At 36.3% G+C, this 18,548-nt stretch carries 16 protein-coding genes; 13 read left to right on the top strand and 3 right to left on the bottom strand.

Translation table 11 applies throughout. The annotated features are described in order from the left end of the window. Positions 1 to 6 precede the first annotated feature (6 nt). From Q0410_RS03080 to Q0410_RS03030, 11 genes are all read left to right on the top strand, one after another. Positions 7 to 333: a PadR family transcriptional regulator gene (locus Q0410_RS03080; RefSeq protein ID WP_299032732.1), complete on the top strand. Its 327-nt coding sequence runs from the start codon at positions 7 to 9 to the stop codon at positions 331 to 333. Beyond that, entirely contained in the window at positions 330 to 1,025 is a 696-nt protein-coding gene (locus Q0410_RS03075; protein WP_299032730.1) for a 16S rRNA pseudouridine(516) synthase, read from the top strand. The genes Q0410_RS03080 and Q0410_RS03075 overlap by 4 nt, the downstream gene beginning before the upstream one ends. Before the next feature lie 145 nt (positions 1,026 to 1,170). Next, entirely contained in the window at positions 1,171 to 1,881 is a 711-nt protein-coding gene (locus tag Q0410_RS03070; RefSeq protein ID WP_299032728.1) for a DeoR/GlpR family DNA-binding transcription regulator, read from the top strand. Between the two features lie 22 nt (positions 1,882 to 1,903). Next, the gene (locus tag Q0410_RS03065; RefSeq protein WP_299032726.1) at positions 1,904 to 3,181 is read left to right on the top strand and encodes a four-carbon acid sugar kinase family protein; all 1,278 of its coding nucleotides are present in this window, start codon (positions 1,904 to 1,906) and stop codon (positions 3,179 to 3,181) included. 5 nt (positions 3,182 to 3,186) lie between these two features. After that, positions 3,187 to 4,185, top strand: a complete 999-nt coding sequence (gene pdxA, locus Q0410_RS03060) for a 4-hydroxythreonine-4-phosphate dehydrogenase PdxA (protein WP_299032724.1) — start codon at positions 3,187 to 3,189, stop codon at positions 4,183 to 4,185. 10 nt (positions 4,186 to 4,195) lie between these two features. Then, positions 4,196 to 5,575 (top strand): GntP family permease, encoded by a 1,380-nt coding sequence (locus tag Q0410_RS03055; RefSeq protein WP_299032722.1) that lies wholly within the window; start codon positions 4,196 to 4,198, stop codon positions 5,573 to 5,575. Between the two features lie 153 nt (positions 5,576 to 5,728). After that, a complete protein-coding gene (locus Q0410_RS03050) occupies positions 5,729 to 6,301 on the top strand; it encodes a glycerol-3-phosphate responsive antiterminator (protein WP_299032721.1) in 573 nt (190 codons plus the stop codon). Positions 6,302 to 6,311: 10 nt separating this feature from the next. Beyond that, positions 6,312 to 7,817 carry a glycerol kinase GlpK gene (gene glpK, locus Q0410_RS03045; RefSeq protein WP_299032720.1) on the top strand — a complete coding sequence of 502 codons (1,506 nt, stop codon included), beginning with the start codon at positions 6,312 to 6,314 and terminating at the stop codon, positions 7,815 to 7,817. Positions 7,818 to 7,943: 126 nt separating this feature from the next. Then, a complete protein-coding gene (locus tag Q0410_RS03040) occupies positions 7,944 to 9,365 on the top strand; it encodes an NAD(P)/FAD-dependent oxidoreductase (protein ID WP_299032719.1) in 1,422 nt (473 codons plus the stop codon). A gap of 9 nt (positions 9,366 to 9,374) precedes the next feature. After that, positions 9,375 to 10,634 (top strand): NAD(P)/FAD-dependent oxidoreductase, encoded by a 1,260-nt coding sequence (locus Q0410_RS03035; protein ID WP_299032717.1) that lies wholly within the window; start codon positions 9,375 to 9,377, stop codon positions 10,632 to 10,634. Beyond that, positions 10,631 to 10,987, top strand: a complete 357-nt coding sequence (locus tag Q0410_RS03030; protein ID WP_299032715.1) for a DUF1667 domain-containing protein — start codon at positions 10,631 to 10,633, stop codon at positions 10,985 to 10,987. The genes Q0410_RS03035 and Q0410_RS03030 overlap by 4 nt, the downstream gene beginning before the upstream one ends. A gap of 353 nt (positions 10,988 to 11,340) precedes the next feature. Here the strand turns inward: Q0410_RS03030 and Q0410_RS03025 are convergent, their stop codons facing one another. Both Q0410_RS03025 and Q0410_RS03020 read right to left on the bottom strand, forming a co-directional pair. Beyond that, positions 11,341 to 12,057 (bottom strand): MIP/aquaporin family protein, encoded by a 717-nt coding sequence (locus Q0410_RS03025; protein WP_299032713.1) that lies wholly within the window; start codon positions 12,055 to 12,057, stop codon positions 11,341 to 11,343. A gap of 133 nt (positions 12,058 to 12,190) precedes the next feature. Next, positions 12,191 to 13,672: an NAD(P)/FAD-dependent oxidoreductase gene (locus Q0410_RS03020; protein WP_299032711.1), complete on the bottom strand. Its 1,482-nt coding sequence runs from the start codon at positions 13,670 to 13,672 to the stop codon at positions 12,191 to 12,193. Between the two features lie 314 nt (positions 13,673 to 13,986). Between Q0410_RS03020 and Q0410_RS03015 the strand changes: the two genes are divergently transcribed. Then, positions 13,987 to 16,335, top strand: coding sequence for a zinc ribbon domain-containing protein (locus Q0410_RS03015; protein ID WP_299032710.1), 2,349 nt, complete (start codon positions 13,987 to 13,989; stop codon positions 16,333 to 16,335). Between the two features lie 95 nt (positions 16,336 to 16,430). Then, positions 16,431 to 17,756, top strand: a complete 1,326-nt coding sequence (locus tag Q0410_RS03010) for an alpha-amylase family glycosyl hydrolase (protein ID WP_299032708.1) — start codon at positions 16,431 to 16,433, stop codon at positions 17,754 to 17,756. Between the two features lie 82 nt (positions 17,757 to 17,838). Here Q0410_RS03010 and Q0410_RS03005 read toward each other — a convergent pair whose 3' ends face one another. Continuing rightward, positions 17,839 to 18,177, bottom strand: a complete 339-nt coding sequence (locus Q0410_RS03005; protein WP_299032706.1) for a hypothetical protein — start codon at positions 18,175 to 18,177, stop codon at positions 17,839 to 17,841. Positions 18,178 to 18,548 lie beyond the last annotated feature (371 nt).

Below are 18,548 nucleotides of genomic sequence, written 5' to 3'. Positions count from 1 at the left end.
GAGTTTATGATAGATACACAAATGTTGAAGGGGCTTATTGACGGAATAATCCTCCATATAATAAAAAACAAGGAAACCTATGGCTACGAAATAATAGAAGAATTAAAGCTAAATGGTTTTTATAATATGACAGAAGGCACAGTATATCCCATCCTAACCAGGCTTATAAAAAAAGGCCTAATCCTTGGGACCCTAAAGGAATCCACCAAGGGCCCAAGGAGAAAGTATTACTATATAACAGATGCAGGAAGGAAATACTTAGACGAATTTTACACAGGCTATGACAGCCTAAAGGCTGCCATGGACAGCGTACTAGAAAAGGGAAATAAATGAGAGTAGATAAGATGATTGGAAACACTGGTCTAGACACCAGGAAAAACATAAAAAGAAATGCCAAAAAAGGAGCCCTGGTAATAAACGGGGAAGTAGTAAAAGACTCCTCAGTCAAGGTAGATCCCTTCGTAGACGAGGTCTTCTACATGGGCCACTTTGTTGAATATATAGACAACCTATATCTGATACTAAACAAACCAGCCGGAGTCCTATCAGCTACCCAAGATAGGGATAAGACTGTAATAGACCTCCTGGATGATTTCTACCTAAATTACAAGCTATCCATAGCAGGTAGGCTTGATAAAGATACCACAGGACTTATCCTCCTATCAACAGACGGGAAATTCATTCATAAGATAACCAGCCCAAACTCACAAATAACAAAGACCTATGAGGTAAAAACCAGGGATAAGATCGAAGAAAATCTCATAGAAGAATTTAAAAAAGGCGTCTATATAAAAGAAGACGACTACACAACAAGACCCGCTGAACTAATTATAAAGGGCGACAAAGAAGCTATAGTCAAGGTCACAGAAGGCAAATACCACCTAGTTAAAAGACTCTTTTCAAACCTAGGAAACGAAGTAGTATCCCTAAAAAGAATAGCCATAGGAGACTTAGACCTAGACCCTTACTTAGACGAGGGAGACTATAGGGAGCTTACAGAAAAAGAACTAGCCCTATTTAAATAAAAACTAACCAGCATAAGCCTTATATAAAAAGGTAGGTGCTGGTTTTTTATTAGGATTATATAATAAAAATTTATGAAAACACTTGCAAAACATATTAACTTGTGATATTATAATAACGAAACGAAAGGAAACGAAAGAAAACGAAATGTTCCAAGAAGAGAGAATCAATTTTATTCTAGAAATATTAGATAAAAAGAATAGGGTTAGTGTATCTGAATTATCAGAGAAATTAGATGTATCTGAGGTAACAATAAGGAAGGATTTAAACGAGCTAGAAAAATCGAAAGCAATCAAAAGAACCCATGGTGGAGCTGTAAAAATTAGCAAAAACGTTGAAGAATTAACTACTGATAGCAAAAAACATCTTAATAAAAAGCAAAAAGACTATATAGCAGACCAAGCTAGCAAGTTATTAGAAGAATCTACAACAATATTCTTAGATGCGGGCACCACCACATCCAAATTGATAAAGCATATTGTAAAGTTAAAAGACGTTACAGTAATTACTTATGATTTAGAGATAGCCTTAATCTTATCAAAATATCCTAATGTAAAGACCTATATCTTAGGGGGGTATGTTGATAATAAAACAAAAACTTCTCTATCCATAGATGGATATGAAAACTTATCTAGGTTCCATGCCGATGTTTGTTTTATGGGCACTGATGCATATGATGATCAGTATGTTTATTCTACATCTGAGAATAAGGGGAAAATAAAGGAGAAAATGATTGAGAATTCTAGGGTAAAAGTTTTAATGACAGATACTAGCAAATATCCTTCAAGAGGCTTATATTCTTTTGGTGAAGTTAGCGAATTTGATTATCTAATAAGCGAAGAAACAAGAAGGATTTGATCTTAGAAATCTAGGAGGAGATATGGGAAAGGTAGTTATAATAGCTGATGACCTCACAGGTGCCAATGCAAACTGTGCACTTATGAAGTCTATAGGGCTAAGAAGTGCAAGTATAACTGGAAGAATAAATGATGAAGATGTAGGGGATATCGATGTATTAGCATTTACCACAGATTCAAGAGCCATGAGTTCCGAACATTCTTACAAAAGGGTCAATAAAAAAGCCGGTGAATACAAAGATAAGGATGTAATACTATTTTCAAAAAGGATAGACTCAACCTTAAGGGGGAACTTAGGATCGGAATTAAAAGGTTTTCAAGATGGCTTAGGCGGGAGATTAGCTATATGTGTACCATCTTTTCCGGATTCAAATAGGATTGTTATAAATGACTACATGTATGTAAAAGGAAAACCTTTGATGAATACTGATGCTGGTAAAGATTCTAAGATATCAGCAGTTTCAAACCTCGTGACTGAAAACTTTAAAAAAGACTATGATGGAAAGATATTCCATATATCAATTGAAGAAGTGGAAAAGGGACATAACCACATAAGAGATTTAATTCTTGCAAATAAGGATGCTGATTTAATAATACTTGACTCTATTACCAACGATCAGATAGAGATGATAGCAGAAGCATCTATAGACACTGGCCTTGATTTTATAAGCGTAGACCCAGGTCCTTTTACCAAAGAAGTAACTAAAATACTTTATAGCAAAAATAAAATTAGTACCAAGGCTTTGGCTGTTATTGGTTCAGTAACCAAGGTTACAATGAATCAAATGAAAGAATTAGAAGCTAATTTCAAACACTATAGACTTGCAGTCGATGCAGGTAAGTTAATAAATATAGACTCAGCAATAGGAGAAGTTAATAGGGCTATAAAATTAGCTCAGGAGAAATTACTAACTAATAATCTTGTTATTATAACAACCACGCCTAGAAAATTAGAGGACAGGCTTGACCTAATGGTGATATCTGAAGATATGGATATGAGCATTGACGATTTGTCACTGATGATTTCCAGAGGTCTTGCAAAAATTTCAAGTGAAATAGTTAAGAAGGATAGGTCTATTTCAGGGATTTTCTCTTCAGGAGGAGATGTTACCATAGCGGTAACCGAAGAATTAGGCGGGCAAGGTATAGAGATTAGAGAAGAAATCGAACCATTAGTTGCATATGGAAGAGTTATCGGAGGTGAAGTAGACGGACTTAAAATTGTAAGTAAGGGTGGCATGGTTGGCAGTGATAAAATAATGATAAAATGTGTAGACAGGTTATTAAATAAAGGAGAATAATTATTATGGAAAGAAGTAGAATAGCAGTAACATTAGGTGACCCAGCAGGTATAGGTCCAGAAATCGTAGCAAAAACATTCAATGTAAAAGAGCTTTATGACGAAGCTGATATAGTTTTAGTAGGTGATAAAAATGTTCTAGAAAGAGCTTTAGAAGGAACAGGTTTAGATTTAAAAATCAACTTAATTGAAAATGTTGAAGATGGTAAGTATGAATTTGGAACAATTGACCTAATAGACCTTAAAAATATGTCTAAAGACTATGAATTTGGTGAAGTTAGTGCTGAGTGTGGCAAGGCTGCTTATGAATATATATTTAAAGCTGGAGAACTTGCTATGAATGGTGATGTAGAATCTGTTGCGACAAGTCCAATAAATAAAGAATCTTTAAGAGCAGCTGAAGTACCATACATAGGTCATACTGAAATGTTTGAAGATATATCAGGAGTCCATGACCCGTTAACCATGTTTGAAGTAGAAGGTTTGAGAGTATTTTTCCTATCAAGACACTTATCTTTGAAAGATGCCATTGATCAAGTTAAATACGATAGGGTTCTAGATTATATTGAAAGAAGTACAGAAGCTATGCACAGACTTGGAGTAGAAGGAACTTTAGCGGTAGCTGGCCTAAACCCTCACTCTGGTGAACATGGTTTATTTGGCTATGAAGAGGTTGATGAAATAGAACCTGCGATTAAAGAAGCTCAAAAGAGAGGTATAGATGTAGTAGGTCCTATAGGAGCTGACTCAGTATTTGCTCAAGGTCTTCAAGGAAAGTATGCAGCTGTCCTTTCTCTATATCACGATCAAGGACATATAGCAACAAAGACCTATAATTTCATGAAGACAATCTCACTTACAAACTCAATGCCATTCTTAAGAACATCAGTAGACCACGGAACTGCTTTTGATGTGGCAGGTAAAAATATAGCTTCTGAAGTAAGTATGGTTGAAGCAGTAAAACTTGCAGCTAAATACGGTCCATACTTTAAAAAAGAAAAATAAAGGATGACTTATGAACGATACTAGGATTTTATTTGCCTTACTGATAGGTCTAATCCTGCTTATAGGAATGATTGTAAAGACAAAAATTCACACTTTTCTTGCCTTAATCATAACAGCAATTTTTATAGGTGTATCAGGTGGGATGACTTATGACGAGGTTATAGACAGTGTAACAGGTGGTTTTGGAGGGACTCTGGGATCTATTGGTATAATAATTGGTTTTGGTGTTATGATGGGCCAATTATTTGAAGTATCAAACGCTGCCAAGAGGATGGCTCATACCTTTATAAAAATATTTGGTAAAGGTAGGGAAGATTTAGCAATGACAATTACGGGTTTCTTAGTTTCGATTCCTATATATTGTGACTCAGGATTTGTAATCTTATTTCCTGTGGCCAAGGCTCTGTCTAGATCTACAAGAAAGTCAGTTATAACCCTTGGACTTGCCCTAGCTTCAGGCTTGGTTATAACCCATACAGTGGTACCACCTACACCAGGCCCTGTTGGTGCCGCCGGTATATTTGGGGCAAATGTAGGCGCTGTAATACTTTGGGGTATACTAATAGCCATCCCTATGGTAATATCAACACTAGTTTATGCAAACTGGTATGGCAAAAAAGTCTACCAACTACCTGATGAAAATGGTGATTGGATTAGACCAGATAGAATGTCTGAGATTAAAGCAAGTGACTTTACTTTTGATGATGATGAAGATATGCCATCAACATTTACTGCGTTTTTACCAATAGTAGCACCTATAATTTTGATATTGATAAATACCATAATATCAACCCTAATAAAGGTTGGTAAAGTTGAAACCAGTCCTTTACTTGAGGCTTTGATGTTTATAGGTACACCTATTGTGGCGGTAGGTTTTGGTTTACTGATAGCAATATTTACCCTAACAAAAGGAATGGACAGGCACAGTGTAATAACAGAAATGGAAACTGGTATACAATCGGCAGGGATAATTATCCTTGTTACTGGAGGCGGTGGAGCCCTAGGTAGGGTACTAACAGATTCAGGAGTAGGTAATGATATAGCAAATTATATATCTACAATGAATATCAATGCACTCTTACTTCCGTTTATAATTGCGACACTGATTAGGTTTATCCAAGGGTCTGGTACAGTAGCCATGCTAACAGCAGCATCTATATCAGCCCCTATAGTTATACCTTTAGGTGTTGATCCAGTTTTTGCAACCCTATCTGCTTGTGTTGGCTCAATATTCTTCTCATACTTTAACGACTCGTTTTTCTGGGTTGTTAATAGGTCCTTAGGTTTAACAGAAGCTAAAGAACAAATCGGGGGATACTCTGTAGTTTCAACTATAGCATGGGCAGTAGGTTTTATATCTATTGTTATATTAAACTTTATATTTGGTTAGAAAGTGGCTTTTAGCCACTTTTTAATTATAATAAAAATTTTATGAAAACACTTGCAAAAAAAATAAATATATGATACTATAAATACACATGATAATAATGAGAGAGACGAGCTTGATTAATTTTAGGCTCGTTTTATGTGTTTAGGGAGAGATATGCTAGATATTAAAGAAGTGTTGTATGAAAATCCAGTTATAATGGCCATTAAGGATGGCAAAGACTTAAGAGAATGTCTTAAGGATGATTACGAAGATAATAAAATTGTCTTTGTACTATTTGGGAGTATAGAAACGATTCCCACTATTGTCGATAAGCTAAAAGATAAGGATAAGATAGTCTTTGTCCACGAAAACCTAATCGAAGGACTCTCATCATCGCACTACTCGCCTAGCTTTATCAAAAAATACACCAGAGCTGATGGAATTATCACAACCAGGGCCCAAAATGCCTATGAGGCAAGGAGGATTGGTCTAAGTACAGTATTTAGGTTCTTCCTCTTAGATAGCCTATCTTACGAAAGTGTCAAGGAGACTTTAAAAAATATCTCCGCAGATCTTTTGGAGGTCCTACCAGGTATCATGCCTAAGATGGTGACAGAGATTAGCAAAAGGACTGCCATACCCCTAGTAGCAGGGGGCCTTATAAGGGATAAGTCCGATGTTATTGATGCCCTAAATGCTGGTGCCATTGCGGTCTCAAGTTCTAATTATGAAGTATGGAAAATGTAAAGGAGTAGATATGACTAAGTACATTATGGCATTAGATGCCGGAACAACAAGTAACAGAGCTATAATCTTCAATAAAAAGGGTGAGATTATGTCTGTAGCTCAAAAAGAATTTACACAATTTTTCCCACACCCAGGCTGGGTAGAACACGATGCTACTGAAATCTGGTCAACCCAAATAGGGGTATGTACTGAAGCCATGGCAAAACTAGGTGCTAGTGCAGAAGACATAGAGGCCATTGGTATAACAAACCAAAGGGAGACTACTATAGTTTGGGAAAAGGATACCGGTAAACCTGTTTATAATGCAATCGTTTGGCAATGTAGAAGAACTGCAGATATGGCAGATCAGCTTGTTAAAGATGGCTATAGAGGCATGGTTAAAGAAAAAACCGGCCTAGTTGTAGACCCATATTTCTCTGCTACAAAAATTAGATGGATCCTTGATAATATAGAAAATGGCCAAGAAAGAGCTGAAAATGGCGAACTTTTATTTGGTACAGTTGATACATGGTTAGTTTACAACCTAACTCGTGGTAAGGTTCACGTAACAGACTATTCAAATGCATCAAGAACTATGATCTTTAATATCCACACTCTTGAATGGGATGATGAACTTCTAGAGATGCTAAATATTCCAAAATGCATGCTTCCAGAAGTTAAACCATCTTCATATGTATATGGTAAGACCTTCTCAGGATATTTTGATGGCGAAATTAAGATATCAGGTATAGCAGGTGACCAACAAGCAGCTTTATTTGGTCAAACTTGCTTTGAAAAGGGAGATGCTAAAAATACCTATGGTACAGGTGCCTTCCTACTTATGAATACTGGTGATGATGCTGTTGATTCTGACAACGGCTTAGTTACAACAATTGCTTGGGGTCTTGAGGAAGGTAAAGTAGACTATGCCCTAGAAGGTTCAATCTTTGTTGCAGGTTCTGCTATCCAATGGCTAAGAGACCAATTAAGAATAGTTGACGCTGCAGATGATACTGAATACATGGCAACAAAAGTAGATGATACAAATGGTTGCTACGTAGTTCCAGCATTCACAGGACTTGGTGCTCCATATTGGGACCCATATGCTAGAGGAGCTATAGTAGGTTTAACTCGTGGTACAAGCAAATATCACATCGTAAGAGCGACCCTAGAATCACTTGCTTATCTAACAAACGACGTATTAGCATCAATGGAAAGAGACGCTGGTCACCCACTTCATGAACTAAAAGTAGACGGTGGTGCAAGTGCAAACAACTTCCTAATGCAATTCCAAGCTGACATGATTCAAACAAATGTAGAAAGACCACAAACTCTAGAAACAACTGCACTAGGTGCTTCATATCTAGCTGGTCTTGCAACAGGCTATTATAAAGATAAGGATGAAATTAGAGAATATAGACTAGTTGATAAAACTTTTGAACCAGAAATCTCTAGAGAAGAAAGAGATAAGAAAGATAGAAACTGGCAAAGAGCTATAGCTAGGTCTTTTGACTGGGCAAAACACTATGAAGAATGATATTGATTTAAAATTAAAATCGTAGTATAATAATATTAAATTAATAAGAACGGAGAGAAGCGAGCGTAAGTATGAGGATACTTGCGCTCGTTTTTCTATATAGTTTTTTACATAAAAGGAGCAAATATGTTTGATGTAATAATAATTGGTGGAGGAGTTGTTGGCGCTTCAGTTGCAGCTCACCTATCAAAGAAAAAAGGAAAATTTTTATTACTTGAAAAAAATGAGGATGTTTGTACAGAAACAACCAAGGCTAACTCAGGTATTTGCCACGGTGGTTATGACGCTGTGCCAGGTACTCTAAAGGCAAAATTCAATGTAGAAGGTAACCAAATGATGGAAGAGGAAAGTAAATTATTTGCCTTCCCTTACAAAAAAATTGGAACCCTCGTTCTATGCCACGATGAAAAAGATATGCCAAATCTACAAAAACTTTATGATTATGGTATAGAAAATGGCGTAAAGGGCATGAAAATCTTAAATAGAGAAGAGACACTAGCTCTAGAAGATAACATCACTGACGATGTTGTAGCTTCTTTATATTGTGAAGAAGCTGGAATCTTAGATCCATTTTTAATGAACATAGCCTATGCAGAAGTATCAAATATAAACGGTGTAGACTATAAATTTAATACAAAAGTAGAAAAAATCGAAAGAAAAGATGACCACTGGGTTCTTAATACAAACAATGGCGACTTTGAAACTAAGGCAGTTATCAACTGTGCTGGTGTTTATTCTGATGAGATACACAACCAAGTCTCTGATACAAAATATAAAATCAAGGCTCGTCGAGGTGAATACCTCCTACTAGATAAGGAAACATCTGGTTTTGTAAACCACGTTATGTTTAACCTTCCATCTGACAAGGGTAAGGGTATCTTAGTTACACCAACTATAGACAACAATACTCTTGTAGGACCAACTTCAGACTTTGTAGATGATAAAAACGATAGAAGATCAACAAGAGAAAGACTTGAAGAAGTTGTTGAAAAATCAAACCACACTGTTAAAAACGTACCAGTAAGAATGGTAATTACTTCTTTCTCAGGTAACAGAGCCCACGAAGTAGGCGGCGACTTTATTTTACAAGAAAGCGAAGAAGGTTTCTTTGACTGTGTAGGTATAGAATCACCAGGTCTTACCTCATCTCCAGCTATAGGTAAGTATATGGCAAATCTTGTTGCAGATAAGTACGAATTTGAAGAAAATGAAGACTTTACCTATGACAGAAAACCAATTCCAAAAACTATAGAAATGAGTGTTGAAGAACATTCTGAACTTATCAAGAAAAACAAACTTTACGGCAAGATTATCTGCAGATGTGAATCTGTAACAGAAGGTGAGATTGTAGATGCAATCAATAGACCACTTGGAGCAACAACTGTAGATGGCATAAAAAGACGTGTTAGAGCTAGCGCTGGAAGATGCCAGGGCGGATTCTGCTTACCACATCTAATGGAAATCTTAGCTCGTGAGCTTGATCGTGATAAGTCAGATGTAGTTAAAAACTCAAAAGATTCTTACTATGTTGATGGAAGAGTGAAGTAGGAGAAGACAATGAAAAATTATGATTTAGTAGTAGTAGGTGGCGGTCCTGCAGGCCTTGCTGCAGCAGCTAGAGCCTATGACTGTGGTATAAAAAATGTATTAATTATAGAAAGAGATAACAAACTTGGTGGAATTCTAAACCAATGTATCCACAATGGTTTTGGTCTTCACAGGTTTAAAGAAGAATTAACTGGACCAGAATATGCTGGTAGGTATGAAGACATAGTAGCAGAGCGTGATATAGATCTAATGCTCGATACTATCGTAATGGACTTTAGTTCAGATAAGACTCTAACCCTAATGAATGAAGAAAATGGTATGTTCCAAATAAAACCTAAGGCTGTAGTTCTTGCCATGGGTTGTAGGGAAAGACCAAGAGGAGCTCTAAACATACCAGGAAGCCGTCCAGCAGGTGTATACTCAGCAGGTACAGCTCAAAAACTTGTAAACCTTGATGGCTTTATGCCAGGTAAGAAAGTAGTAATCCTAGGATCAGGTGATATAGGACTCATCATGGCAAGACGTATGACTTTAGAAGGTGCTAAGGTACAATGCGTTGCAGAAATCATGCCATACTCTGGAGGACTAAAGAGAAATATAGTTCAATGTCTAGATGACTTTGATATTCCACTTCATTTTTCAACAACAATATCAGATATAGTTGGAGATGACAGGGTAGAGGGTGTTTACCTATCAAAGGTAGACGAAAACATGAAGGTCATTCCAGGAACAGAAGAATATGTAGAATGTGATGCTATCCTACTATCAGTAGGACTAATCCCAGAAAACGAATTAAGTAGGGATGCAGAAATCAAGATGGATCCAAGAACCAAGGGTGCAGAAGTATCTGACAGGATGATGACATCTATAGATGGTGTATTTGCAGCAGGTAACGTTCTTCACGTTCATGACCTTGTAGACTATGTAACAGAAGAAAGTGAGCTTGCAGGAGAAAACGCAGCAGCCTATATCAAAGACGAATTTAACCCACAAGGTGAAGAAAAAATCCACCTAACACCAGGAAACGGCGTAACCTATACAGTTCCACAATACATCTCACCAAAGACAATGAGAGATGAAGTCATAATCAGATTTAGGGTAAATAACATCTACCAAAAATCAAGACTAGTCCTAGAAGTAGATGGCAAAGAAGTAGCCCAAAAGAGAAAGATAGTCTTCGCACCAGGTGAAATGGAAGATTTAATCCTGAAGAAAAGCGACCTAGACGAAAATAGCAAAAAAATCGAAGTAAGATTGGAGAGCTTATGATTAAAGATCTAACTTGTATAAATTGTCCCCTAGGATGCACAGTAAGTGTTACCTTAGAGGATGGGGAAATTACAAATATAACAGGAAACAACTGTAAAAGAGGAGAAATCTACGTCAAAGACGAACTTACCAACCCAGTAAGAACAGTCACCTCAACAGCCAGGGTAGACGGAGCAGACGAATACCTAGTATCAGTAAAAACTGAAAACCCAATCCCAAAGGGCAAGATAAGTGAGGTAATGGAAGAAATCAACAAGACCCACATCAAGGCCCCAGTAGAAATAGGCGACTGCCTAATAGAAGACGTAGCAGACACAGGAATCAAAGTAATAGCCACATCAAGAGCTTCATAAAAATAAACCCTCCAACCCTAGAGTTGGAGGCATTTTTTTGCCTTACAAATTAACAAGTACAGTAGTGGCTGGTAAACTTTTTTAGGTATAATACTTGCTTAAGTATATTTTTAAGAGAGTTTTGAAATCCAGAGAGATTGCTGATAAAATATAAAGAAAAAACTCCTTACTTAAAGGTCATAGTCACATGCACAATTAAACAAGGAGGTAATTTGGATAAATACATTACACTATAGTTTATAGAAAATGTAAATAATTCTTTATAAGATACCCAGAATAGAATTTTTAAGATCTTAATAGAAAAACTAGATATTTCCAATAGAAAGCCCCTCTTTATTGAGGGGTTTTCTAAATTAGAATATAAAATTGAATAAGATAACGGCGATAAGTCCGCCGATTATTGGGCCTACTACTGGAATCCAACCGTATCCCCAGTTAGCGTCTGTTTTGTTTTTAACTGGAAGTACTGCGTAAGCAATTCTTGGACCAAGGTCCCTGGCTGGGTTAATAGCATAACCTGTCAAACCACCTGTTGACATACCAATAGAAACAATTAGGCCGTATACGAATAATTTGTCAACTCCTGTGTCAGCTGCACCTGCAACGTTGCCAAAACCAAGGATAGCAAATACAAGAACGAAGGTACCAACTATTTCTGATAGGAGGTTTCTTCCGGTGTTAGGAATTGATGGTGCTGTACAGAATGTTCCTCTAACTAATTCTGGATTATCTGCTGTTGCTTCATAGTGGTCTTTAAATAGTAAGAAGACTATGCATTGACCAAGGAAGGCTCCAAGCATTTGACCTGCTATGTAAACTGGAACTGCATTAGATGCCACATCACCCTTGAATGCTAAAGCTATTGTTAAAGCAGGGTTGAAGTGAGCTCCTGTAAGGGCACCGAATATGGTTGCTGGAATAAGTACTGCAAGACCCCAAGCAATGGTGATTTGGATAGGACCTGCACCTTGCATACCACTCTTGTTCATGTTAACGTTTGCTACAACTCCGTTACCTAAAATAATAAGTATCATTGTACCAATCATTTCACCTAAGAATATATCTCTCATTTTCTCTCCTTTCTGTGAATAAAAAAACAGAGAACTACCTTGGTAACTAGCTCTCTGTCTCTTTTTTATTCAATTATGAAAATGTTTACATCATTATTATAGCATAGATATTTTTATTTTGCAAATATTTAAGCTATTTTTCTTCTTCCTTCAAAGTTTTGATGAAGTTGTTGATATCAGTCTTGTTTACCCTGGTAATTCCAGAATGCTCTGAGTCGAACTTATCAGACTTAATTTTCTTTCCTGATTCGTCTTCCATAACTTCGATTACCCTTGACCTACAGAAAGAGCCTTGGCAAAAGCCCATGCCGGCCCTGGTTCTTCTCTTGATAGAGTCAAAGCTGTTGCAAGGGATACCACGATTCATAGCATCTCTTATAGTTTTTTCGCTTACTTGTTCACACCTACAAACAAGTCTATCGGGATCTCCTAGAGGGAGGTCTACTTTTTTGATAACCTTATTAAAGTCTTCTAGTTCTTTGTATTCTATGATAGGGTCTCTGTGAGGATTGTAGTCTGGGTCTTCTTTTAAGTCTAAGCCAAGATCCTTTAATATGCCCTCCACCATTTTAGCTATAGCAGGAGATGAGGTAATACCTGGCGATTGGATACCAACCACGTTTATAAAGCCATTTGTCTTAGTATTTTCTATGATAAAGTCACCTGTAGATGAGGCAGGACGAAGACCTGCGAATGATCTTATAAATTCTTTGAGGTTTATTAAATCTTCCTTAACTGATTTTTGAGCTAGGTTATAGATTTCAGAGAGTCTTTCTATGTGGGTGCCTCTATCTATTTCTTCCTCATCTATAGCATCTGGGCCTAAGAGGAGGTTGTTGTGGTAGGTCCTTGTAACAAGGATACCCTTGGATTTTGGACTTGGGGTTTGGAAAAGAACCTGCTTGCACCTTGAACCAGTACCTTTTTGCATAAGGAGGTATTCACCACTTCTAGGGTGGATATTAAAATCAGTTTCTGTTATCATTTCTGAAATTTTAGCGCCTTCAAGTCCTGAAGCGTTAATTACAAAACGAGCATCGAAAGACTCGCCAGATTCAATTGTAACAGTGAAAATCTCGTCGTTTTTTTCGATACCTGTAACTTCACTTAAAAGTCTAAGGTCAGTGCCATTAGCTATCGCGCTTTCCATAAGAGCTATTACATATTCGTATGGAGAGCATACACCAGCTCCCTTGCAATATAGGGCTGCTGTTGCTTCATCAGATACGTTTGGTTCTATTTCACGAAGCTTTTCTTGGCCAATTATTTCTATATCGTCAAGTCCATTTTCAAGACCCATGTCCATGAGTTTTTCAAGTTCTTTTTCATCTTCTTCATCAAAGGCGAGGACGAGAGAGCCATTTTCTAAAAATCCGAAATTTAATTCTTCATCTAGTTTTTTAAATTTTTTTCTACCTTCATAGCAAATGCGTCCCCTAAGTTCTGAGTGAGGTTCAGCGTAGCCGCCATGGACTATGGCTGAATTGGCCTTAGATGCTCCCATGGAGACATCGTTTTCTCTTTCGAGTACTAGGACATCAAGTTTATAGCGAGAAAGTCTTCTAGCTATACTAGCTCCACTTACACCTGCTCCTATTATTATTACATCATACATAAAAATTCCTTTCTATAACTAGGAGTTAAGGACTCCTTGGGTTAATAAATAGCAGATAAATTTCGTTTTACAGACAAAAATAGAGCGGAAATAATATACTCGCTCTTTCACCATCTCTTATGTAAACTTTTTCTATATTATAGCACAAAAAGCTAGGTTTTTCAATTTAGCTTATTTGGTCAATTTTTTACAAAATAACTTTATAAAGATTGATTTTGAGAATTTTTTTAAAAAAATTAAGTAAATAGCATAATTTAGTTTATATTTTAACTTTTAAAAGTATATTATATATAGTATGTAAAGGGATAATTATTATGAAATGTGAGCATTGCGGTGCGATTATAGACGAGGCTTGTAATTTTTGCCCAGTTTGTGGAAGTAAAATTGACAAGATTAAGTCGGAAAATCAGGAAAACCGAGCAAATACTGACTCTAAGAAAGCTTTTTCAGACTTTCTTAACTTTAATAAAAATAAAAAAGACCCTCTAAACGAAGAAAATCCTGAGCAAAAGCTGGAAGCTGATGATTTAGGCGAAAAGGAGACTAGTAAGTCTCACCAAGAGTTTACTGTTAAGGATGAAAATGAGGGTGAAAATCTAAGTGATGAGGATCAAAAAGAAGAAAAAGACGAAGTCAAAGCAGAAGACAACTTTGAAGAAAAAAATCCTAAAGAAAAGGTTTCAGAAGATGACTCTATAGAAGACTTCTTTAGACCAGATCCTTTAGATAGGATGGATAAGGCAAACAGAAGGTATGAAAATCAAGGAGGCAAGGATTCTCCCTATAACCAAAGGTCTGTCATAGAAGAAGTCCAAGCCAAGGTATATAGGAATAATGCCAAGAAAAAAAGGGACGAAGATTATTATATAGAAGATTATAAGAGCTATATCTTAAATGAAAACCTTGAACAAAAGCTTGATAAGCTAATAGGTGATGGAGATAATGACCTTCCAAGTATGACTCTTTCTGCCGGAATAAGGAAAATTCAAGCTAGAAACAAAAAGATTGGCAGGGAAGAGGTAAATAAGGATGATGGAGATCAAATTCTTAGAAACGCCAATCCAAAAACCAAACCACCTGCAGTTAGAGAAGTGGATAAGAAAGAAAAGGCCAAAGAAAAGGCTAAGAAAAAATCCAAAGATCCGAGGGAAAGGAAGTATCTAACAAGTAGAAACTTGCTTTTAGCCTTGATAGGAGTTTTACTTGCCCTAATCCTTGGAATCTTATATATGAAAACAAGCAAGGCTGAGGATATAACTATTCCTTTAAGTGATTATATTGACATAAGTTATGAGGGAGAAAATGGATCTGCTGTGCCAAAGGCAAGCATAGATACAGAAAGATTAGTAGCAGCCTACGGAGATGAAATAAAATATATTTCTAAAGATAATAACAAGGATTCTTATGAATCTGCCGCCCAGGAATTTGCTTCTGACCTTCAAAACAATATAGTCTTTCAATATTCTAAGGATAGCGGCCTATCAAATGGTGATGAGATAACAGTCATGGCTAACCTTGATAATATAAAACTTTCAGATAAGTATAATGTTTTAACTTCAAATGCCTCTAAGGCAGTGATTATAGACGGTATAGCAAGTGATGACTTTATAGATCCATTTACCTATATAAACGTCAAATTTGAGGGAAATAGTCCAGATATGACCCTAACAGCAAGCCTAACTGACGATGCGCCAGAGTTTATGCACACACTTGACATTATTCCTGCCAAGTCAAATGGTATAGAAGAAGGCGAAGAAGTAGCAGTAAGCTTAAACTTTGATGCAGAAGAGCTTAAAAATACCTACAATGTAAGCCTATCTCCAACCAGCAAAAACTTCACAGCTCAAAGCGCAGAGGGTGGGGATAATCAAGAAGATAAAAAAGAAGAAGGCGAGAGCGATTCTGACTTTATAAAAACCACAGCCCACCTGGCAGATGAAGAACTTGGTGAACTAAAATACAAGGCAGGAGAATTAATCAAGCAAACAATTCTTTATAAAAACATTATAAACGTTGATAAGATAGATTATCTAGGCTCCTTTACAGGTTTTAAAGAAGACGGAGAAGGGGATATTAAAAACAAGGTCTACCTAATATATGAAGTGACAAGTTCGGAAAAACTACCTGACTTAGACTTTAATTCAAACTTTAAGTATTATACTTTTGTTGAATATCAAAATGTAAAGAAAGCCAAGGATGAAGATGGCAATTTCTATAGCCAGGGACCAATTACAACTGATAATCAAATCTTCCACAAGTTCTTTGTAGAAAGTGATTATAAGTATTACCAAATTGAATACCAAGGATTCGGCTTTATAGAAAAGGCCCTAGCAAATGTAAGAAGTGGCTTAGAAGGCCTAAGCGTCACTGAAGATAATAAGACAAATATAAGTGACCACTTTGCTACATCTGATGGAGTAGTCGGAGAATACGAAGCAGATGGTAGAAGATTGTCCTTGAAGGCTGATGGTAGCCTTGTTTACCAAATAGATAAGGCAGTCCATACTGGTTCTTATAGCGCAAACGAAGGAGAAATATCTGCTACAATCAAGGGAGTAAATGTAGATACTCCAGTAATCCTAAACTACGATAATGGAACACTCAAGGCAGAAAGTCAAGGAGAATTTGACGCAATAAGCTTTAGCAAAATAGAAAATTTTTAAATTAAGAGGCCCAGAGGCAAGTGAATCGACCCAAAGCTATCAAAAATAGTGAGGCTTTCACACTGCTGGGTCTTTTTTATGATAAAGGAGAGAAAATGCTAGAAAATAAAGAAAAGAAGTCAACCTACTACGAAGCCTATCCAAAATCTTTTTTAGATACCAATAAAGACGGGATAGGGGACTTAGAAGGCTTAAGAAGTAAGCTAACAACCATATCCCAATTGGGGGCAAACTATGTTTTAATAAACCAAATTTTTGCAAAAAAAGATGATAAGGTAGACTTCTATGAGATAGATAAAGAGCTTGGAGATATAAGAGATATCAAGGCCATATGTGAAAAAGGAAAATATATAAGGATAAAAATTCTCCTAGACTTTGATGGAAAAGAATTAAAATTAAGCTATGGGGATGAAATTAAAGAAAAAATCCTAGACCTTATCAAATATTGGCAAGAAACAGGTATCAAAGGCATAAGGATAAAAAACCTAGCCAGCCTTTACGGAGATGATCAAAATGAGGGAGAGGATATCCTAGAAGCTATAAAAAATCTAACAGATGAGCTCAATCTAATCTTTATAGGAGGAATTGAAGAAATAAATGAGCTAGGAAAAGAATTTGTAGATATGGCTTATTTTTCAAAGGCAAATGATCTTATAAAGGAAAAAAATTCCTACAAGGATTTCTATAGCTTTTTAGACAAGGCCCAAAAACTAAGCGAAGAAGTGCCTATAGGCCTAGACTTTCAAAACTTTGAAACACCAAGACTTATAGAAAAAATTCTAAATGACGATGAAGAGGTAAGACCTCTTACAGAAGCCCTAGCAACCATGCTTTTTAGCTTAAAAACCATACCCTTTGTCTATCAAGGAACAGAAATAGAAGCTAAAAGTGACTACAGTATAGATATGGATGATATAAAAGATCAGAAAATCCAGGCTTTATATAAGTCCTTCCTAGAGGAAGGTTTAGATCATGAGAAAGCTCTTGATAAGCTTAAGAAAACCACTAATTTTACAGCGAAAATCCCCCTAAGATGGGATGACTCGGGTCTTGGTAGGTTTTCAGAAGTGAAAAACTACTATGGAACCATGGTTCGCTACGAAAATAACTACAAGGAATATATGAAGCATTCAGATTCATTTTTCTTTTATATGTATAATATAATCATGCTAAGAAAAAGAGAGTCGGTCTTCGGTCTTGGTGACTACGAGCTACTAACATTTGATAATCAAGTATACGCTTATAAAAGAACCTACAAGGATAAGTCCTATGTGACACTTGTAAACCTATCAGATGACTTTTATGAAATAGACGAAAAAATTACCGACTTAATAAAAGATGGTGAGGTCATAAAAAACAACAACCGAGATTATGACCCAGAAATCTTAGACTCCTACCAGGCAGTGATAATTGAGTTATAGAAAATTAAAAAAATAAAAAACACAGACTTAGGCACTTGGTCTTAGTTTGTGTTTTTTGTTTCAAAATATTTTAGGATAGAATTTACCTATTCCTATCTTCTTCCGTCTTAAAAATAATTATCTTATTATCATCAAGGTAAAGTTTGATAGTTTTTCCTTCGTCAAGGATTATGTATTTATAACCTGTTCCGAAATTTGACTGGTTGTTTTTAGTAGGTTTTAAAGTCTGCTCGACCTCATAATCAATTTCTCCATCAAAATCTGTAACTTCATCGTAGTATTTTTCTTCTCCCGCATACAAATAGAGATCATCATTAACATAGATCATAGGAATTAAAACCCATTCTACATTTTCATTTGGATCAGAAATTTCTTTGGGGGTTTCGTCATTAGAACATGCCGCTAGGGCAAAGACCGTCATAAATAAAATTAGAATTTTTTCATCTCAATACTCCTTAAGCATATTAGTTAAATGGTGTGATGCTTATATAAATAGTATACCCCTAATAAAAAACAAACATTTTAGGGCAATAAAAAACAACCTGTAATTGGTTGTATTCTAATGGTCGGGGGAAAGGATTCGAGACTTCGAGCCTCACCTTCTCAAAGCCGAAGCACTATCAACAAAAAAAGCAACCCTTGAGGTCGCATATCTTGTAAAAAGTTATTAATTTTAGGGAAATAAAAAATAGCAACATCTGTTGCTAAATTGAATGGTCGGGGTGAGAGGAATCTAAACTTCGAGCCTCACCTTCTCAAAGCCGAAGCACTATCAACAAAAAAAGCAACCCT

This window comes from uncultured Anaerococcus sp. (assembly GCF_937934665.1).
Lineage (GTDB): Bacteria > Bacillota > Clostridia > Tissierellales > Peptoniphilaceae > Anaerococcus.
The sequence above is the reverse complement of the archived record's forward strand: the minus strand, read 5'-3'. Positions and strand labels throughout refer to the sequence as shown.